Consider the following 15,327-nt stretch of genomic DNA (forward strand, 5'->3'; position numbering starts at 1 on the left):
CCCCCACCGGGGCCTCCGGGGCGTACGCCGCGGCCCGTCACCACCCGCCCGGCCGAAGCCGCCGGTCGCGGCCGCGCACCGGCGTCACGGCGCCCGGCGGCCCGCCCCACGCGCCGCCGTGACGCCGGTGCGGTGGCGCGCGGGGGCGCGCGGGCGGACGCTGGACAGCGAGAGGGCGACAACGCTCCGCACGGACTCGTTCGGAGGGCGGAACGCATGATCCAGTCAGCAGACATCCGCGAGTGGCGCAACCACGACGTCGTGGACCCCAGGGGCCACAAGATCGGCGTGCTGGAGGCCGTCTACGTGGACACCGTCACCGACGAGCCGGCCGTGGTGACCGTCCGGACCGGGTTGCCCACCCGGCAGCGGCTGGTGTTCGTCCCGCTCGACGAGGCGGTCGTCGGGCNNGCGCCGAGGAGGACCGGCGGGGAGAGCGGCCCCGCCCTGGGGGGGGGCGTGGGGGTGGCGAGGGGGACCCCGCCGGGGTCGGCGCCGAGGGGCTCGCCGCGCGGCGGGGGGCCGGGCGCCGGCAGGGCGAGCGCCCCCTACCAGCCGGCCTCCCCCACCGGGCCCTCGGCGCCGCGGGGGGGGGAGGGCCCGCGGCGGCGGGGGGGGGGGGAGGCGGCCCCCCCGCTCCCCCCCCGCCCCCCCGCCGAGCCCGCCGTACCCGTCGAGGAGGAGTCGGCCCCATGGCGCTGTTCCTGTTCCTGATCATCGTCGCCCTGGTACTGGGGCTCATCGGGGTCATCGCCGAGGGTCTGATGGTCCTCCTGATCATCGGGATCGTCGTGCTCGTCCTCGACGTGCTCTTCCTCGGCTTCCGCCGGTCGCGCCGCGGCCGCCCGCTGCGCTAGCGGACGCCCCCGGGGGTCGGCCGCGACCATCGCTGTCCGCCCTCGGGCCCGGGCCGGGCGGTGATGGCGCCGGCGGGGCAGAGTCCGGCCGCCTCCCGAGCGGCGGTGGCGGCCGGCCCGGCCGGCGGCCGGGCGTCCAGCAGCAGGACGCGGCCGTCCTCGTCGTCCTGGTCGAACACCTCCGGGGCGGTCAGGGCGCACATGCCGGAGCCGGCGCAGCGGTCACGGTCGACGCGCAGTTCCACGGGCCCGGTCACCTCTCGTCCCAGGTGACGGGCAGCCGGAGCAGGCCGTGCACGCTGGTGTTCACCCGCAGCGGCACCTCCTCGGGCGGCACGGCCAGCCGCAGGGACGGGAAGCGGGTGAACAGCGCGGGCAGGGCCACCCGCAGTTCGACGCGGGCCAGTTGCTGGCCCAGGCACTGGTGGGCGCCGTGCCCGAAGGCGAGGTGCCCGGTGGCCCTGCGGTCCAGGTCGAGGGTGTCGGGGTCCGGGAAGCGGGCGGGGTCCCGGTTGGCGGCCCCGATCGCGAGGGTGACCGTCTCCCCGGCCCTGACCAGCTGCCCGTCCACGGTCACGTCCTCCAGCGCGGTCCGCGCCCCGGTGTGGGCGATGGACAGGTAGCGCAGCAGCTCCTCCACCGCCCGGTCGGCGCTTTCCGGTCCGGCGCGCAGGGCGGCGGCCTGCCCGGGGTGGGTCAGCACGGCGAACGTACCCAGGCCGATCATGGCGGCGGTGGTGTCGAGCCCGGCCGCCAGCAGGAAGCCGCCGATGCCGGCCAGCTCCTCGTCGGTGAGGTCGGTGCCGGTCAGGTCGCCGAGCAGGTCGTCCGTCGGGTGCTCCCGCTTGGCCACGACCAGTTCGCGCACGCACTCGGTGAGGCGGATGTACGCGGCGACCTGCTCCTCGGGTGAGGAGCCCGGGTCGAAGACGGTCGCGGACCGCCGGATGAAGAGGTCCTGTTCCGCCTCGGGGACGCCGAGCAGTTCGCAGATCATCAGGGCGGGGACGGGGTGCGCGTACGCCTCGACCAGGTCGAGGGCGGGCCCCCGGCGCTCCATGGCGTCGAGGTGCCGGGTGGTGATCCGCTCGACCCGGTCGGCCAGCCGGCGCATGCGGCGGACGGTGAACCGGCCGGCCAGCAGGCGCCGGTAGCGGGTGTGCTCCGGGGCGTCCATGCCGGTGAGGTCACCGACGGGCGCCGGGGGCAGCGGTCCGTCGGGGCCGCCGGGGAGCGGCGGGTGCATCAGTTCGTACCGCGAGCTGAAGCGGGGATCGGCCGTGATCGCGCGGACCGTGGCGTGGCCGGTGGCCAGCCAGCCGACGTGCCCGTCGGGGTAGCGCATCCGGGTCAGCGGTCGCCGGTCGCGCAGGGGGGCCAGTCCCGGAGGCGGATCGAAGGGGCATCCCGCGGCTCGTTCGTGCGGTAACCGTACGGGTTCCTGGGGCATGGCGAAGCCTTCCTGCCGGTGGGGGCGGTGGTGGGTCGGTGACCCACCACGCCATGGTGACACCATTCTGGCGCCACAGCAATGCCATACGGTGCCACAGTGGCGCTGCCGTGGCGTTACGACGCCGCTGTCCGGTGTCGCGCCGGGCGGCGGCCGTGCCTTCGGCCCCCCTCGCACCGTTGTCGGAGTACCGCGGGCCCGCCCCGGGCGCCCCCGAGCCCGCCGGTCCGGCCCGACCCGACCGACCCGGAGAGAAGCCCATGACCAGAACCCGCCGCGTCACCGCCCGTATCGTCGCCACCACCGCCGCCACCGCGACCCTCGCCCTCGGCGGCGCGGCCACCGCACAGGCGGCCGCCGACCCGCTGAGCGGCCTCACCGGCGCCGTGCCGGGCGGGCTCACGGGCGGCCTCACCGGCGGGGCGCCCGGCGGACTCGGCGGCGGGCTCCTCGACAGCGCCTCCGGGCCCCTCGGCAGCGTGACGGCACCGCTCGGCGGCGCGACCCAGCTCGCCTCGGCCGGCGGCCTGTCCGGCGCCACGCAGTTCGCCCAGGGCCTGGTCACCAGCCTCTCCGCGGTGCGCTGACCCGTCCCGCCCGGCCCGGGGCCGCGTCCGGTGACACCACCGGCCGCGGCCCCGCCGCGTACCCGCACCCGCAGCCCGGCCCCTGCCCGGACCACCCCGCGCCCCACCCGGCGCCGGCCCCCGCCGGTGCCCCGCTCCCGCGCGTACGGCCGCCCTGCCGCGCCGTGACCTCCGCGCCCCCGGGTGCTGCCGACAGGCCCTCCGCCGGCGGCCGTTGCGGCCTCCGCCACCGCGTGACCACCGGCCGGAACCGGCCGGACCGCCGCCGATTCCGTCATCGACCGTGCCCCCAGGCAACGCCGCGCCCCTCGACGCCCTCTTCCCGCACGGCAACCCGACCCCCACGAAGGGACGCACGGTGGTTACGAGCACCACGAGACGAACAGCCCTCGCCCTCACCGCGATAGGCGCGGTACTGGCCCCCGCGGCGCCCGCGGTCGCCGCGCCCGGTGCGCCGGCGGCGGCCTCCGTCGACCTGCGCGCGGACGTGAACCGGGACGGGCGGGTCGACGTCACCGGAACGACCGACACCGCCGGTGAGGACATCTGGAGCCCCGCCCGGGGCGCGGTCTTCCTGCCCAACATCGACGACGACACCAAGCGCTGTCCGAAGACCGGTCCCGGCGGCAAGCCGCTGTCCGACGCCAAGCTCGCGGCCTGCAACGACGCGGCCGACGCCGTCGTCAACGGCACCGCCGACCTCGCCGACCTGGCCCGTGTCCGCGCCGTCCCGGTGACCGGACTGCCCGCCACGGCGACCGGCGCGGTGAGCGTCCCCGCCGGCGGCAGGTACACGCGGGTGTTCGTCAAGCGCCCCACCGGGTGGGCCCACGTCACCGGGAAGACCCGCCTGACCGCCGCCGAGCTGCGCGCCGGTGTCGAGTTCGCCGTCGAGAGCACCGACATCGTGCGCGACAGCAAGGTCTGGGACGGCCGCGCCGTGATCCGTCTGACCGTGACGGCGCCGGGCAGGCCGGCCGTGCGGGACGACATCACCCTGCGCGTGGCGCCGCTGCTGACCCACCACCACCTGCAGAAGGCCCAGCAGGTGCTCGTCACCAGGGTGCCGGGCACGGAGGAGTACGCCCTCCTCCAGCAGGCGTTCGTCAAGGGCCTCGCCAAGGAGGCGAAGGCGGCCGGCATCACCGCGCCGCTCGTCACCTTCGACAAGTACCAGGACGTCTGGGCGCAGGACTTCGTCGAGCCCGGCTACGTCAGCATGACCGGCCCCGACGGCCGCCGCCAGGTCATCCGCGTGATGCTGCGCTCGGCGCAGCCCGACCGGGAGGCGGGCCGCGAGCTGTTCGAGAAGCTGCGCGGCAACGGCGTGGGTGTCGTCCAGGTCACCGGGGTCCGCGACTCGGAGGAGTGGACCCTGAACTCCATGGGGAACCTGGAGACGATCCCCCCGTACGCCCACAAGGGCCGGTCGTTCCCGGCCGGGCGGATCATCATGGGCGAGCGCAAGGACGACGGGTCCAGGCCCGCGCAGGTGATGCGCACCATGCTGGCCTCGCAGGGCTTCCAGGACCCGCTCCTGCTGGACACGTCGTGGCTGCACGTGGGCCACGTGGACGAGTTCGTGCAGTTCCTGCCCGCGCCGGGCACCCCGCGCGGCTGGCGGATCGGCGTCGCCGACCCCGAGGCGGGGATGAAGCTGCTGCGCGACGCGCAGAAGGCCGGGCACGGCAAGACCCGGATGTTCTCCGTGCCGGACTCCGAGGAGCGGCTCGCCCCGAAGGAGACCATCGACAAGGCCCTCGCCTCCAAGGAGCTGGTCGCCGACAACGCCCTGGCCGCCGCGCGGATCAAGGCCAACCTGGCGGTCCTCCAGCGCGAGACGGGCGTCACGGACGCCGAGGTCGTGCGCGTGCCGGCGCTGTACACGCGCGGCACGGAGCAGGTCGGCGAGCGCGGCGACCGGATGCCGCGGCTGTCGCGGCTGGGCGCCGGCGAGCTGTCGGAGGCGGTCGGCGCGTACGGCCAGCAGAAGCGGCTGGACCGCCGCGAGGGGCGGGCCGCGGGCCCCGGCACCGTCATGACCAGCGCGTACGTCCCCGGTGCGGTCAACGGCGTCCTGCTGGGCGGCGACCGCTACCTGGCCCCGCGCCAGTGGGGGCCGGTGATCGGCGGCAAGGACATCTTCACCGCCGCCGTGACGGCCGCCTACACCGGCGCCGGGCTGAAGGTCTCGTACCTCGACGACTGGTACACGTACCACCTGGGCATGGGCGAGGTGCACTGCGGGACGAACACGCTGCGCGACGCGTCCGCCGCGTGGTGGAAGCCGTAGACAGCGGGGAGCATGGGTGATGTGCCCATGCTCGTCGGAACCTCGGGGTGGAGTTACACGGACTGGCGCGGCGGGTTCTACCCGGCCGGGCTGCCGCAGCGGCTGTGGCTGGAGGAGTACGCCCGCCACTTCGTGACCGTGGAGAACAACAACGCCTTCTACCGGCTGCCCGCGAGGGAGGTCTTCACCGCCTGGCACGACCGGACCCCGGAGGGGTTCGTCATGGCGGTGAAGGCCAGCCGCTACCTGACCCACGTCAAGCGGCTGCGCGACCCCGAGGAGCCGGTGGAGCGGCTGATGGGCCGGGCGGAGGGCCTCGGCGACCGGCTGGGGCCCGTCCTGGTGCAGCTGCCGCCGAACCTGCGCGGGGACACCGGCGCGCTCGACGCCTGCCTGCGCCGCTTCCCCGGCACGGTGCGGGTGGCGGTCGAGCCGCGCCACCCCTCCTGGTGGGAGGCGGAACGGGAGCTGCGGGTGGTGCTGGAGCGGTACGGCGCCGCCCTGTGCTGGGCGGACCGGGGCTCCCGGCCGGTGACACCGCTGTGGCGCACGGCGCCCTGGGGGTACGTGCGGTTCCACGCGGGCGCCGCCCGGCCGTGGCCCCGCTACGGGCGCCGGGCGCTGGCCTCCTGGGCGGGCCGGATCGCCGGGGCCTGGGCGGACGAGGACGACGTGTACGTGTACTTCAACAACGACCCGGGCGGCGCCGCCGTCGTGGACGCCGCCGTGTTCGCGAGGGCGGCGTCCGCGCTCGGCCGGACGGTGACGCGCACGCCCTCCCCGTGACCGGGCCGCCCCCGCTCGCCCCGCCGCCCCCGTACCGCCGGCCCCCGCCGCGGCCGGGTCTCAGCCGCCCGTCACCGGCGGGATGCCGAGCAGGTCCAGCGCCTCCTCCCAGGGGAAGCCGCCGGGGCCGGGCCGCTCCGGGTCCGGGCCGCCGACGCGGACGCCCATCCCCCGCAGGACCTCCAGGCTCCGCCGGTACGCGGGGTGGGCGGCCTGGGCGGCGCTGAGGCACGGCAGGACGGCGGTGGGGACACCGGCGCCGTACGCCTCGCAGAGGATGCCCAGCGCGAGGGTGTCCGACATTCCGGCGGCCCACTTGTTGAGGGTGTTGAAGGTGGCGGGGGCGACCGCGACGGCGTCCGGGTCGGGCAGCGGGCGGGGCTCCCCGGGGCGGCGCCAGGCGGAGCGGATGGGGTGGCCGGTCCGGGCCTCGACGGCGGCCGGGTCGATGAAGCCCATGGCCAGGGGCGTGGCCACGACACCCACGTCCCAACCCCGTTCCTGCGCCGCGGAGATGAGCGTTCCGACGCCGGGTGCGACGCCGGCGGCGCAGACGACGACGTACAGGAAGGGCCGGCGCGGCTGGTCGGGCATGTGAGGGCTCCGGTCGGTGTGGTGACGGGAGGCCGGTGCGTCCCGTGGCTGGTACGGCGATGGTGCCGCAGTGCGCACGCCCGGCGGTAGGTACCCTGAGCGCGTCGCGGACTCTCCCATCACCCCTTCCGTTCGGTGCAGTTGGTCCGCCGGCGTCGGCTGGGGTGGCGGAACGATCGGAATCAGGCAGGTGCACAGGGTGCTGGTGGCGGATCGGTACCGGTTGGAGTCTCCCATCGGCCGCGGCGCGATGGGCGAGGTCTGGCGCGCCACGGACGAGGTGCTGGGCCGGCCGGTGGCCATGAAGCTGCTGCTCGGGGACGACTCCGACGCGCAGACGGCGGCCAGGTTCCGGCTGGAGGGCCAGACGGCGGCCCGGCTCAGCCACCCGCACGTGGTGGCGGTGTTCGACTTCGGCGCCTGGGAGGGCCGTTTCTACCTGGTCATGGAGCTGGTGGAGGGGCGCAGCCTGGCGCAGGAGCTGGCCGCGGCCGGGTCCCTCGCCGCGCCGCGGGTGGCGGCCGTCGCCGCGCAGACGGCGGCGGGCCTGGCGTCGGCGCACCGGCAGGGCATCGTGCACCGGGACATCAAGCCGGGGAACCTGATGTCGGACGCGGACGGCACGGTGAAGCTGGGCGACTTCGGGATCGCCCGGTTCGTGGACGACCCGGCCGCCGCGCTCACCCAGGCGGGGCAGATCGTCGGCACCAGCCTGTACCTGGCACCGGAGCGGGCGCTGGGGCAGCCGGCCGGTCCGGCGTCGGACGTGTACTCGCTCGGGTGCGTGCTGTACCAACTGCTCACCGGGCGCCCGCCGTTCCACGCCGACACCGCGACGGCGATCCTCTACCAGCACATCGACACCGCGCCGGTGCCGCCGCTGCGGCTCGGGGTGGACGTGCCGCCGGCGTTCGAGAACTACCTGCTGTCGATGCTCGCCAAGCAGCCGGAGGAGCGGCCCTCGGCGCAGGAGGTGGCCGACTGGTTCGCCTCGGGCGCCTGGCAGGGGCGGGCGCAGTCGCTGCCGGAGCCGGCCGCCGCGCACGCGCCGGCCCCCGCGCCCGCCCCGGCCGCCCCGCGCGTACCGGCGGCCACGCGCGGGACGGGCGGTGGGCGCGTGGCGGGTGTGGGGCGTGCGGGGACGGGGTCGAGGCGTGCGGGGGCGCCGGTGGCGGCGCAGGGCCGTCCCGGTGGCCCGCTGCCGACGGCGGCTCCGGGGCCGGCCGGGCAGGAGGGCGGCGCGGGGACCACGTACATGCTGCCGCCGAACGCGCCTCGGCAGGGCGGCGGCCGGGGCAGGCGCGCGCTGCCCGACCGGCGTGGCGTGGGCGGTGCCCGGCAGTTCGTCAGCAGGCGTCCGCGGGTGGCGAGCGCCATCGCGGGGAGCGTGGCCTTCTTCGCCGCCGTACTGATCGGCATGGCGCTGTTCTCGCCGGACGGCTCCACGGAGACGCCCCGGGTGGAGATCGGGGTGACCCCCACCACCCTGGGCGGTGGCTCCGGGCACTGACGGTCCCCGGACAGGGCCCCGGGGCGGCGGTTCCGGGGATGCGTTCCCGGGGCGGGTCCGGGCGGGCGGGCCAGGGCCGGGGTCAGGGCAGGCGGGCCCGGGCCGGGGTCAGGGCACGTCGGTCATGGCGGGCATCTCGCCCTCGGTCCTGTTCATGTCGATGACGGAGAACGTCGCCCCCTGCGGGTCGCGGATGCTGGCGAACCGGCCGAACGGGGTGTCCATGGGCCCCCACACCGCCGCCCCGCCGCGCTCGGTCGCCCGGGCCACCGCCGCGTCGCAGTCGTCGACCCCGAAGTAGACGTTGATGTACGGCGGGACCTCCGGAGGGAAGTCGTCCGTCATCTCCATCCGGCCCAGTACGGGGTCCTCGCCGACGTGGAAGGTCCGGAAGTCCATGCCTTCATGGGTCTCCATCGTCTTGGCGGTGTAGGGGAAGACGGCCGGGAAGAAGGCGTCGGAGCTGTCCGGTGAGCGCGTGAAGACCTCGGCCCAGCAGTACGCCCCGGGCACGCCGAGCACGTCGAACCCCTCGTGGGTGCCCGCCTGCCAGACCCCGAAGACGACGCCGCCGGGGTCCCTGGCCAGCACCATGGTGCCGAAGTCGTCGACCGTCATCGGCCCCATGAGGACCTCGCCGCCGTTGTCGCGGATCCTGGCCGCGGTGGCCTCCGCGTCGGGGGAGGCGAGGTAGAGGCACCAGGCCGACTGCTCCTCGCCGCCGGGCATCGGCGGCACGACGGCCGCCACCGCCTTGCCGTCGGCGTACGCCTGCGTGTAATTGCCGAACTCGCTCGACGACTCGCCGAACGTCCATCCCAGTACGTCGCCGTAGAAGCTCTTGGCGCCCTCGACGTCCGTGAACATCGCGTCCGCCCAGCAGGGCGTGCCTTCGGGTTGTACCGCCATGATTCCGTCCCTCACCGCTCGGTACCGCTCGGATCCACCACGCGGAATCCGTCCGAATTGTCACGCTAGCGAGCGATACGCCGGTGCGCGCGCCGAAACGGATCGAGACAACACCGGAAAGTCGACCCCGCGTCGAGCGGTCGCGGCTGACGAGGTGTCATAATGCGGATGTAGCCCATCGTGCATCCCCCGTCGCGATGGGCTACACCCCTGCACGGGCAAGGGACTCCCCTCGTGGCCCCCCGCCCGTGTTTTTTCGAGTCAACAGTGACGCAGAGTGCTTGCGCAAGTCGATTCCGGTGCCGGATCCGATGACCGTACGAGCCCGTCGACCGCGCTCGGACGACGCGCCGCGCGGGGCGGACCCGCGGACGTGGCGGCGGATCGGAAGATGTCCGGCTCGGACTTCGTCGGGGCGAGCCGGTGAAGCGGCGCGGCCGTCGCCTGCCCTCAATTCGTCGCGGACGCGTCGGAAGTAGTCGGCGATGCCGTCACGGGACCGCAATTCCTCGCGGAACGGCACGCCGGTGAATTCGGCGGGATCGCGGCCGGCGGGAGTTCGCTTTTTTCGTTCCCGGACAAAACGCGGGAATCCTGCGGAATGGATACGGAGCCGCGGGCGCGGGGCAGCGGCACGGGCGCGCCGGTCATGGTCCGCACGGCGGCGATGCCGGCGCTGTGGGTGCTGACGACCGTGGGACCGCCGACGGTCGGCACGGAGGGGACCGGCGGATCAGCCGGCCGCCAGCAGCTCCGCCAGGAAGGCGTCCAGCTCCTCGATGCGCTCCCGGCCGGCCGGGACCTCCTCGTACGTGCGCTCCAGGAAGCGCCGCAGCGACGGCGCCCACACGGTGAACACGGTCGTGTGCGCCAGCTCGATGCGCAGCTCCTCGCGGGTGCCGTTGAGCACCGGCCACATCCGCACGTCACCCTCGCCTATCGGGTGCGCCATGCCGTCCCGCAGCATGTCGCGGTCGAGGCGCCACTCGGCGTACACGAACCCGGCGTGGGTGAAGCCGACCGTGACCGCGTACGGGTCACGCGCGTCGTAGGTCAGGTGCGACAGGACGGGAAGCTCGGTGCCGTCCGGCGAGAGAAGCCGCATGAAGACCTTGTCGCGCAGGACCGTGTTCATGTCGTTCCTCCAGAGGGATGGGTGACGGGAGCCCCCTTGCAGGTGCCCCGGGAAACCCGAGTAATGCGGGTGACCGGGGGACCCGTGCTACTCCGGTCGGCCGCACACCGCCCTGCGGCCCGTGCGGCCCGTCCCTACCGTGACTGAATGATCGTCAGTTCTTTCGTGGCCGCCCTGCTGCTGCTCCCGTCCCTGCCGGCCGGCCCCGCCTCCGGCCCGCGCCCCGTCGAGCCGGTGCCGCCGCCCGCCGCCGTGCGCGTCGACCCGGTGCTCCTGCACCGCCCCGGCACCCAGGTGCGCCTCCCGCCCGGCGTGAAGGCGCCGCCCCGGCTGTCCGCGCGGTCCTGGCTGATCGCCGACGCCGTCACCGGCGACGTCCTCGCCGCCCACGACGCCCACCGGCGCCTGCCGCCGGCCTCCACCCTGAAGACGCTGTTCGCCCTGGCCACGCTGCCCGGCCTGCCGCCCGACCGGCAGCACACGGTGAGCGAGCACGAGCTGCGCGGCATCGGCGACGGGAGCAGCCTGGTGGGCGTCCGGGAGGAGGTCACCTACCGGGTGGCCGACCTGTGGCGCGGGGTCTTCCTCAGCTCCGGCAACGACGCCGTCCGCGTCCTCGCGGGCCTCAACGGCGGCTGGGCGGCCACCGTCCGCAGGATGCAGGCCACCGCCCGCGCGCTGGGCGCCCACGACACCCGGGTGGTGTCGCCCGACGGGTACGACGCGCCGGGCCAGGTGTCGTCCGCGTACGACCTGGCGGTCTTCGGCCGCGCGGGGCTGCGCAACCCGGACTTCGCGCACTACGCCGCCACGCCCTACGCGCAGTTCCCGGCCGGCCGCTGGTCCTTCGGGATCCGCAACACCAACCGGCTGCTCACCGGCGCCGACGGCGTACGGCGCTACCCCGGGCTCCTCGGCATCAAGAACGGCTACACCAGCAACGCCGGCCACACCCTGATCGCCGCCGCCCGCAAGGGCTCGCGGACGCTGGTCGTCTCGGTGATGAACCCGCGGCGGGGCGGCGCGTACGCCGTGTACGAGGAGACCCGCGACCTGCTCGACTGGGGCTTCGCGGCGGCACCCCACGCCCGCCCGGTGGGCTCCCTGCTGCCGCCGCGCGCCGCCCTCCCGGTCCGTGCGGCCGCCGCGCCGCCGGCCCCGTCGGCGCCCCCGGCACCGCGCTCCGTCCCGCCGACCGCCGCCGTCTCCGTCGCCACCCTGCCGGTCCCGGCCGACGGGGACGGCCCGCCCCCGCTGCTGCCGCTCACCTTCGTCGGCGCGGCGTTCCTCGCGGCGGCGGCCCTGTGGCGGGTGCGCCGCCGCACGGAGCGGTGACGCGGGGGGCGGGCGGCGCGGACCCGGGGGGGGACGCGGGGCCGGGTGCGGCCGGGGCGCGGTCGAGGTGCCGATCCGTGACACTGCCTCCATGACTCCCCTTCCCGTGATCCTCGACTGCGACCCCGGGCACGACGACGCCTTCGCCATCATGCTGGCCGCCGCCCACCCCGCCATCGAGCTCCTCGCGATCACCACCGTCGCCGGCAACGCGACCGTCGAGCGGACCGCGCTCAACGCGCGCCGCGTGTGCACGGTCGCCGGGATCGACGGCGTACCGATCGCCGCGGGCCTGGCCGGGCCGCTGCACGGGACCGGGATCGTGGCCGGGAACATCCACGGCGAGTCCGGTCTCGACGGTCCCGGGTTCGGCGAACCGACCGTCCCCCTCGACCCGCGCGACGCGATCACGCTGCTCCGCGAGACGCTGCTCGCCCACCCCGCCCCGGTGACGCTGGTACCGACCGGGCCGCTCAGCAACGTCGCCGCGTTCCTCCTCGCCCACCCCGCCCTGGCCGCCGACCGGATCGAGCGGATCGTGCTGATGGGCGGCTCCACGGGGCGCGGCAACCGCACCCCGGCCGCCGAGTTCAACATCGCCGCCGACCCGGAGGCGGCCGACATCGTGTTCTCCAGCGGGCTGGACATCACCATGATCGGCCTCAACGTCAGCCACCAGGTCCCGGCCACCCCCGACGTGCTCGCCCGACTGGAGGCCCTCGGCACGCCCCTGTCGCGGCTCTGCGTCGAGCTGCTGACCTTCTTCGGCACCACCTACCGCGAGGTCTTCGGCTTCACCGCGCCGCCCCTGCACGACCCGCTGACGGTGGCCCACCTCATCGACCCGGACCTGATCACCACGGTCCGCGCCCCGGTCGCCGTCGAGCTGACCGGCACGCACACGCGCGGCGCCACCGTGGTCGACCTCGACGGCGTCACCGGCCGGCCCGCCAACGCCCGCGTCGGCACCGCCGTCGACGCCCCGGCCTTCTGGGACCTGATCGTCGACGCCGTACGCACCCTGGGCGGCTGATCGGCGGGGCGCACACGGCTCAGCGCCGCAGCGCCCACTTCTGCACCGACTCCAGCGGCCCGGCCGGGAAGCGCCGCAGCCACCAGGTGGAGAACACCAGCAGCACCACAGACACCGCCGCCCACAGGCCCATCACCCACCACGGCTGCCACGACGTACCGAGCCGGGCCGCCAGGCCGAGCCCGAAGCCGTACGCGACGAGCACGCACAGCACGTTCTGCGCGACGTACCCCGACAGGGCCATGCGCCCCACCGACGTCAGCGCGCGCATCAGCGGACCCGGGCGCCGCACACGGTCCACGGCCGCGCCGATCAGGCCGATGTACCCGACCGCCATCAGCGGCGCCGCGCCGTACCGCCCCAGCAGCAGGAAGTCCGGGCCGGCCACCGCCACCGCCGCGTTCAGCGGGACGCCCAGGCCCAGGCCCCACACCAGCATCCGCGCCCGGATCCGCCGCGCCGCCGCGTCCGTGCCGAAGGCACCGGCCCCGAAGAGCCGTACGCCCAGCAGGAAGAGGAACAGCAGCAGGCAGAACGTCAGCACCGGCTCCAGGCGCAGGGCGATCGCGTTCTCCAGGCGGAAGGCGATCTGGTCCGCCCAACTGCCGTGCGCGTACAGGTCGACGACCTCCCGGGAGACACCGCCGCCCGGCGAGGGGTCCGACGCCAGGGCGGCCGTCAGCAGCCCGATCACCATCAGGTGGGCCCCGGCCGCCCACCACATCACCCGCCGCCACGCCCGCTGCGAGCGGGTCAGCAGCCAGGCCACGAGCAGCGCCGTCACGGCGTACCCCATCAGCACGTCCCAGGCGAAGACCAGCACGAAGTGCACGGTCCCCTCCGCGAAGAGGAACAGCGCCCGCCACCGGTACGGTCCCGGCCACGGCCGGCCGTGCCGGGCCGCGGAGCCGTACTGGATCGCCAGCCCGACCCCGAACAGGATGGTGAGCATCGACAGGAACTTCCCGTCCGCCAGCAGCCGGAACACGCTCCCCACGGCCTCCGGGACCGTGGCGAACGACGGTTCCGGCAGGGCGCCCTGGAGGACTCCCCACTCGGACCCCGGCGCGGTGAACACCCACACGTTGGTCATGAGCGTCCCGAGGATCGCCACGCCGCGCAGGACGTCGAGCAGGGGAAGGCGTTTCGTGGTGGTGCCCGCGGTCTCCACCGGGTCACGAAGGGTCTCGGTCATGTTCCCAGCGTCCCGGCGCACCCCGCCGGAAACGTCATGAGCATGGACGAAGCCCCCCTACATCGAAGGATGTAGCGGGCGGGCGCGGTCTCACCTGCCAGGACACCACCCGTCGCGGCGCGCCCGTTTCGTCCCTGTCCGGCGGGTACTCGTCCCCCTATGGACACCGAAACGGACCCCAGCGGCGACAGAGACGCAACGACCCTCCCCCGGACGGTGCTTGAGCGGCCGGCGGCCGTCAGGCGCGAGATCCGCGGCCGGGTGCGCACCCACCGGCCCGCCGTCGTCGAGGGGGTGGCCGAGAACGGCGGGGTGGAGGAGAACATCGTGCGGGGCGAGGACTGAGCCGCCCGTAGGGTCGGCGCATGACCACCTCCGCCGTCTCCCTCGCCACCGCGCAGCGCTCACTGGGCGACCCGGACCTGCGCTACCCCCTCCACCCGCCGCTCCTGCGCGGCTGCCCCCGCACGGCGACGCCCGAGCTCGTCTTCCCCGTCGAGGTGGACTACGCCTACGAGGACGTCCCCGCCGACCTGTTCACCTCCTCGCCCCGCGGCGGGGGGCTGGAGCGGTGGGCGCCGCTGCTGCCGCCGCTCGACGCGCCCGGCCTGGGCGAGGGGGGCACCCCGCTCGTCCCCGTCGGGGACGGAGTGTGGGTCAAGGACGAGTCGCGCAACCCGACGTGGAGCCACAAGGACCGGCTCAACCGGGTGGCGGTCGGCGCGGCCGTCCACGTGGGCGCCGAGGGGATCGCGGTGGCGTCGTCCGGCAACCACGGCGCCTCCGCCGCCGCCTACGCCGCCCGCGCCGGGCTGCGCTGCGTCGTGCTCGCCTCGGCCGGTGCGCCGCCCGCGGTCGCGTCCTTCCTCCGGGCGTACGGGGTGGACGTCGTCGCCGTACCGGCGGCGGCGCGCTGGCCGCTGCTCGCGATGATCGCCGATCGCCTCGGCTACCACACCGTCAGCAACCTCACCCCGACCCACACCGGCCACCCCTTCGGACCGGAGGGGTACAAGACCGTCGCGTACGAGATCCACGCCGACCTCGGGGTCCCGGCGGCGGTGTTCGTCCCCACCGGCTACGGCGAGCTGCTGTTCGGCGTCTGGAAGGGATTCCGCGAGCTGCGGGACCTGGGCGTGACGGACAGGGTGCCGCGGGTGTTCGGCTGCGAGCCGGCGGCCGGGGGCCCGCTGGCGGCCGCCGTCCGGTCCGGGGCGCCGGCGGCGGTGGTGGAGCCCGGTGCCACCGACGCGTACGCGATCGACTGCTCCGTCGGGGGCAACCGCGCCGTGCGGGCGGTCCTCGACAGCGGCGGCGACGCGCTCCTGGTGACGGACGCGGAGCTGGCCCGGGCCAGGGACGACCTGGCCCGCCAGGGCCTGTGGGCGGAACTGTCGGCGGCGGCGGGGCTGGCGGGCTTCCGCCAGTGGACCGCCCGCGGGGGTGACGCCGGCGGGCCGGTGGTGTGCGTGTCCACGTCCAGCGGGTTCAAGGACCTCGGAGTGGGCGGCGACCCGCTGGAGCCGGTCGAGCCGACCTGGGAGGCCCTGACCCGGGCCCTCGGCCACCGGGGGTGACCCGCCCCGGCGGAACCCGGCCGTGGCGGCCCGGGGAGGCCCCGCAGGGTTCGGCGTCCGCCCGGA

At 75.5% G+C, this 15,327-nt stretch carries 16 protein-coding genes; 10 read left to right on the forward strand and 6 right to left on the reverse strand.

Going from position 1 to position 15,327, the window contains the following annotated elements; translation table 11 throughout:
• Positions 1-216: 216 nt before the first annotated feature.
• A partial coding sequence (locus A4V12_RS38660) for a PRC-barrel domain-containing protein (RefSeq protein WP_234372176.1) occupies positions 217-409 on the forward strand: 193 nt, incomplete at its 3' end.
• A gap of 283 nt (positions 410-692) precedes the next feature.
• On the forward strand, positions 693-857 hold the full coding sequence (locus A4V12_RS38010; protein ID WP_199831282.1) for a hypothetical protein: 165 nt from the start codon (positions 693-695) through the stop codon (positions 855-857).
• On the opposite strand, the gene A4V12_RS13730 is transcribed toward A4V12_RS38010, so the two are convergent.
• Together A4V12_RS13730 and A4V12_RS13735 are read right to left on the reverse strand one after the other, a co-directional pair.
• Positions 854-1,102, reverse strand: a complete 249-nt coding sequence (locus tag A4V12_RS13730) for a ferredoxin (protein ID WP_064069846.1) — start codon at positions 1,100-1,102, stop codon at positions 854-856. The two genes, A4V12_RS38010 and A4V12_RS13730, sit on opposite strands and share 4 nt — an antisense overlap.
• An 8-nt stretch (positions 1,103-1,110) precedes the next feature.
• Complete coding sequence (locus tag A4V12_RS13735; RefSeq protein ID WP_064069612.1) at positions 1,111-2,307, reverse strand: cytochrome P450; 1,197 nt, start codon at positions 2,305-2,307, stop codon at positions 1,111-1,113.
• Positions 2,308-2,567: 260 nt separating this feature from the next.
• On the opposite strand from A4V12_RS13735, the gene A4V12_RS13740 reads away from it, so the two are divergent.
• The 3 genes from A4V12_RS13740 (at position 2,568) to A4V12_RS13750 (ending at position 5,973) form a co-directional block, all read left to right on the forward strand.
• The gene (locus A4V12_RS13740) at positions 2,568-2,894 is read left to right on the forward strand and encodes a hypothetical protein (RefSeq protein ID WP_064069613.1); all 327 of its coding nucleotides are present in this window, start codon (positions 2,568-2,570) and stop codon (positions 2,892-2,894) included.
• 358 nt (positions 2,895-3,252) lie between these two features.
• Positions 3,253-5,187, forward strand: coding sequence for a protein-arginine deiminase domain-containing protein (locus A4V12_RS13745; protein ID WP_064069847.1), 1,935 nt, complete (start codon positions 3,253-3,255; stop codon positions 5,185-5,187).
• Positions 5,188-5,208: 21 nt separating this feature from the next.
• Positions 5,209-5,973, forward strand: coding sequence for a DUF72 domain-containing protein (locus A4V12_RS13750; RefSeq protein ID WP_064069614.1), 765 nt, complete (start codon positions 5,209-5,211; stop codon positions 5,971-5,973).
• 60 nt (positions 5,974-6,033) lie between these two features.
• On the opposite strand, the gene A4V12_RS13755 is transcribed toward A4V12_RS13750, so the two are convergent.
• Complete coding sequence (locus tag A4V12_RS13755; protein WP_064069615.1) at positions 6,034-6,567, reverse strand: flavoprotein; 534 nt, start codon at positions 6,565-6,567, stop codon at positions 6,034-6,036.
• 223 nt (positions 6,568-6,790) lie between these two features.
• On the opposite strand from A4V12_RS13755, the gene A4V12_RS13760 reads away from it, so the two are divergent.
• On the forward strand, positions 6,791-8,077 hold the full coding sequence (locus A4V12_RS13760; protein WP_267893191.1) for a serine/threonine-protein kinase: 1,287 nt from the start codon (positions 6,791-6,793) through the stop codon (positions 8,075-8,077).
• Positions 8,078-8,185: 108 nt separating this feature from the next.
• Here the strand turns inward: A4V12_RS13760 and A4V12_RS13765 are convergent, their stop codons facing one another.
• Positions 8,186-8,986: a VOC family protein gene (locus tag A4V12_RS13765; RefSeq protein ID WP_064069616.1), complete on the reverse strand. Its 801-nt coding sequence runs from the start codon at positions 8,984-8,986 to the stop codon at positions 8,186-8,188.
• Between the two features lie 733 nt (positions 8,987-9,719).
• Entirely contained in the window at positions 9,720-10,121 is a 402-nt protein-coding gene (locus tag A4V12_RS13770) for an SsgA family sporulation/cell division regulator (protein WP_064069617.1), read from the reverse strand.
• Between the two features lie 147 nt (positions 10,122-10,268).
• Here A4V12_RS13770 and A4V12_RS13775 point away from each other — a divergent pair, with 147 nt between their 5' ends.
• Both A4V12_RS13775 and A4V12_RS13780 read left to right on the forward strand, forming a co-directional pair.
• Positions 10,269-11,456, forward strand: a complete 1,188-nt coding sequence (locus A4V12_RS13775) for a D-alanyl-D-alanine carboxypeptidase family protein (protein WP_064069618.1) — start codon at positions 10,269-10,271, stop codon at positions 11,454-11,456.
• A gap of 91 nt (positions 11,457-11,547) precedes the next feature.
• Positions 11,548-12,489 (forward strand): nucleoside hydrolase, encoded by a 942-nt coding sequence (locus A4V12_RS13780; RefSeq protein ID WP_064069619.1) that lies wholly within the window; start codon positions 11,548-11,550, stop codon positions 12,487-12,489.
• Positions 12,490-12,508: 19 nt separating this feature from the next.
• Here the strand turns inward: A4V12_RS13780 and A4V12_RS13785 are convergent, their stop codons facing one another.
• On the reverse strand, positions 12,509-13,684 hold the full coding sequence (locus A4V12_RS13785; protein WP_064069620.1) for a DUF418 domain-containing protein: 1,176 nt from the start codon (positions 13,682-13,684) through the stop codon (positions 12,509-12,511).
• A gap of 159 nt (positions 13,685-13,843) precedes the next feature.
• Here A4V12_RS13785 and A4V12_RS13790 point away from each other — a divergent pair, with 159 nt between their 5' ends.
• Together A4V12_RS13790 and A4V12_RS13795 are read left to right on the forward strand one after the other, a co-directional pair.
• Positions 13,844-14,029 carry a hypothetical protein gene (locus tag A4V12_RS13790; RefSeq protein ID WP_064069621.1) on the forward strand — a complete coding sequence of 62 codons (186 nt, stop codon included), beginning with the start codon at positions 13,844-13,846 and terminating at the stop codon, positions 14,027-14,029.
• Positions 14,030-14,049: 20 nt separating this feature from the next.
• Entirely contained in the window at positions 14,050-15,261 is a 1,212-nt protein-coding gene (locus A4V12_RS13795) for a threonine synthase (RefSeq protein ID WP_064069622.1), read from the forward strand.
• The last annotated feature ends 66 nt before the right edge of the window (positions 15,262-15,327 follow it).

The organism is Streptomyces noursei (assembly GCF_001646665.1).
GTDB lineage: Bacteria > Actinomycetota > Actinomycetes > Streptomycetales > Streptomycetaceae > Streptomyces > Streptomyces lavendulocolor.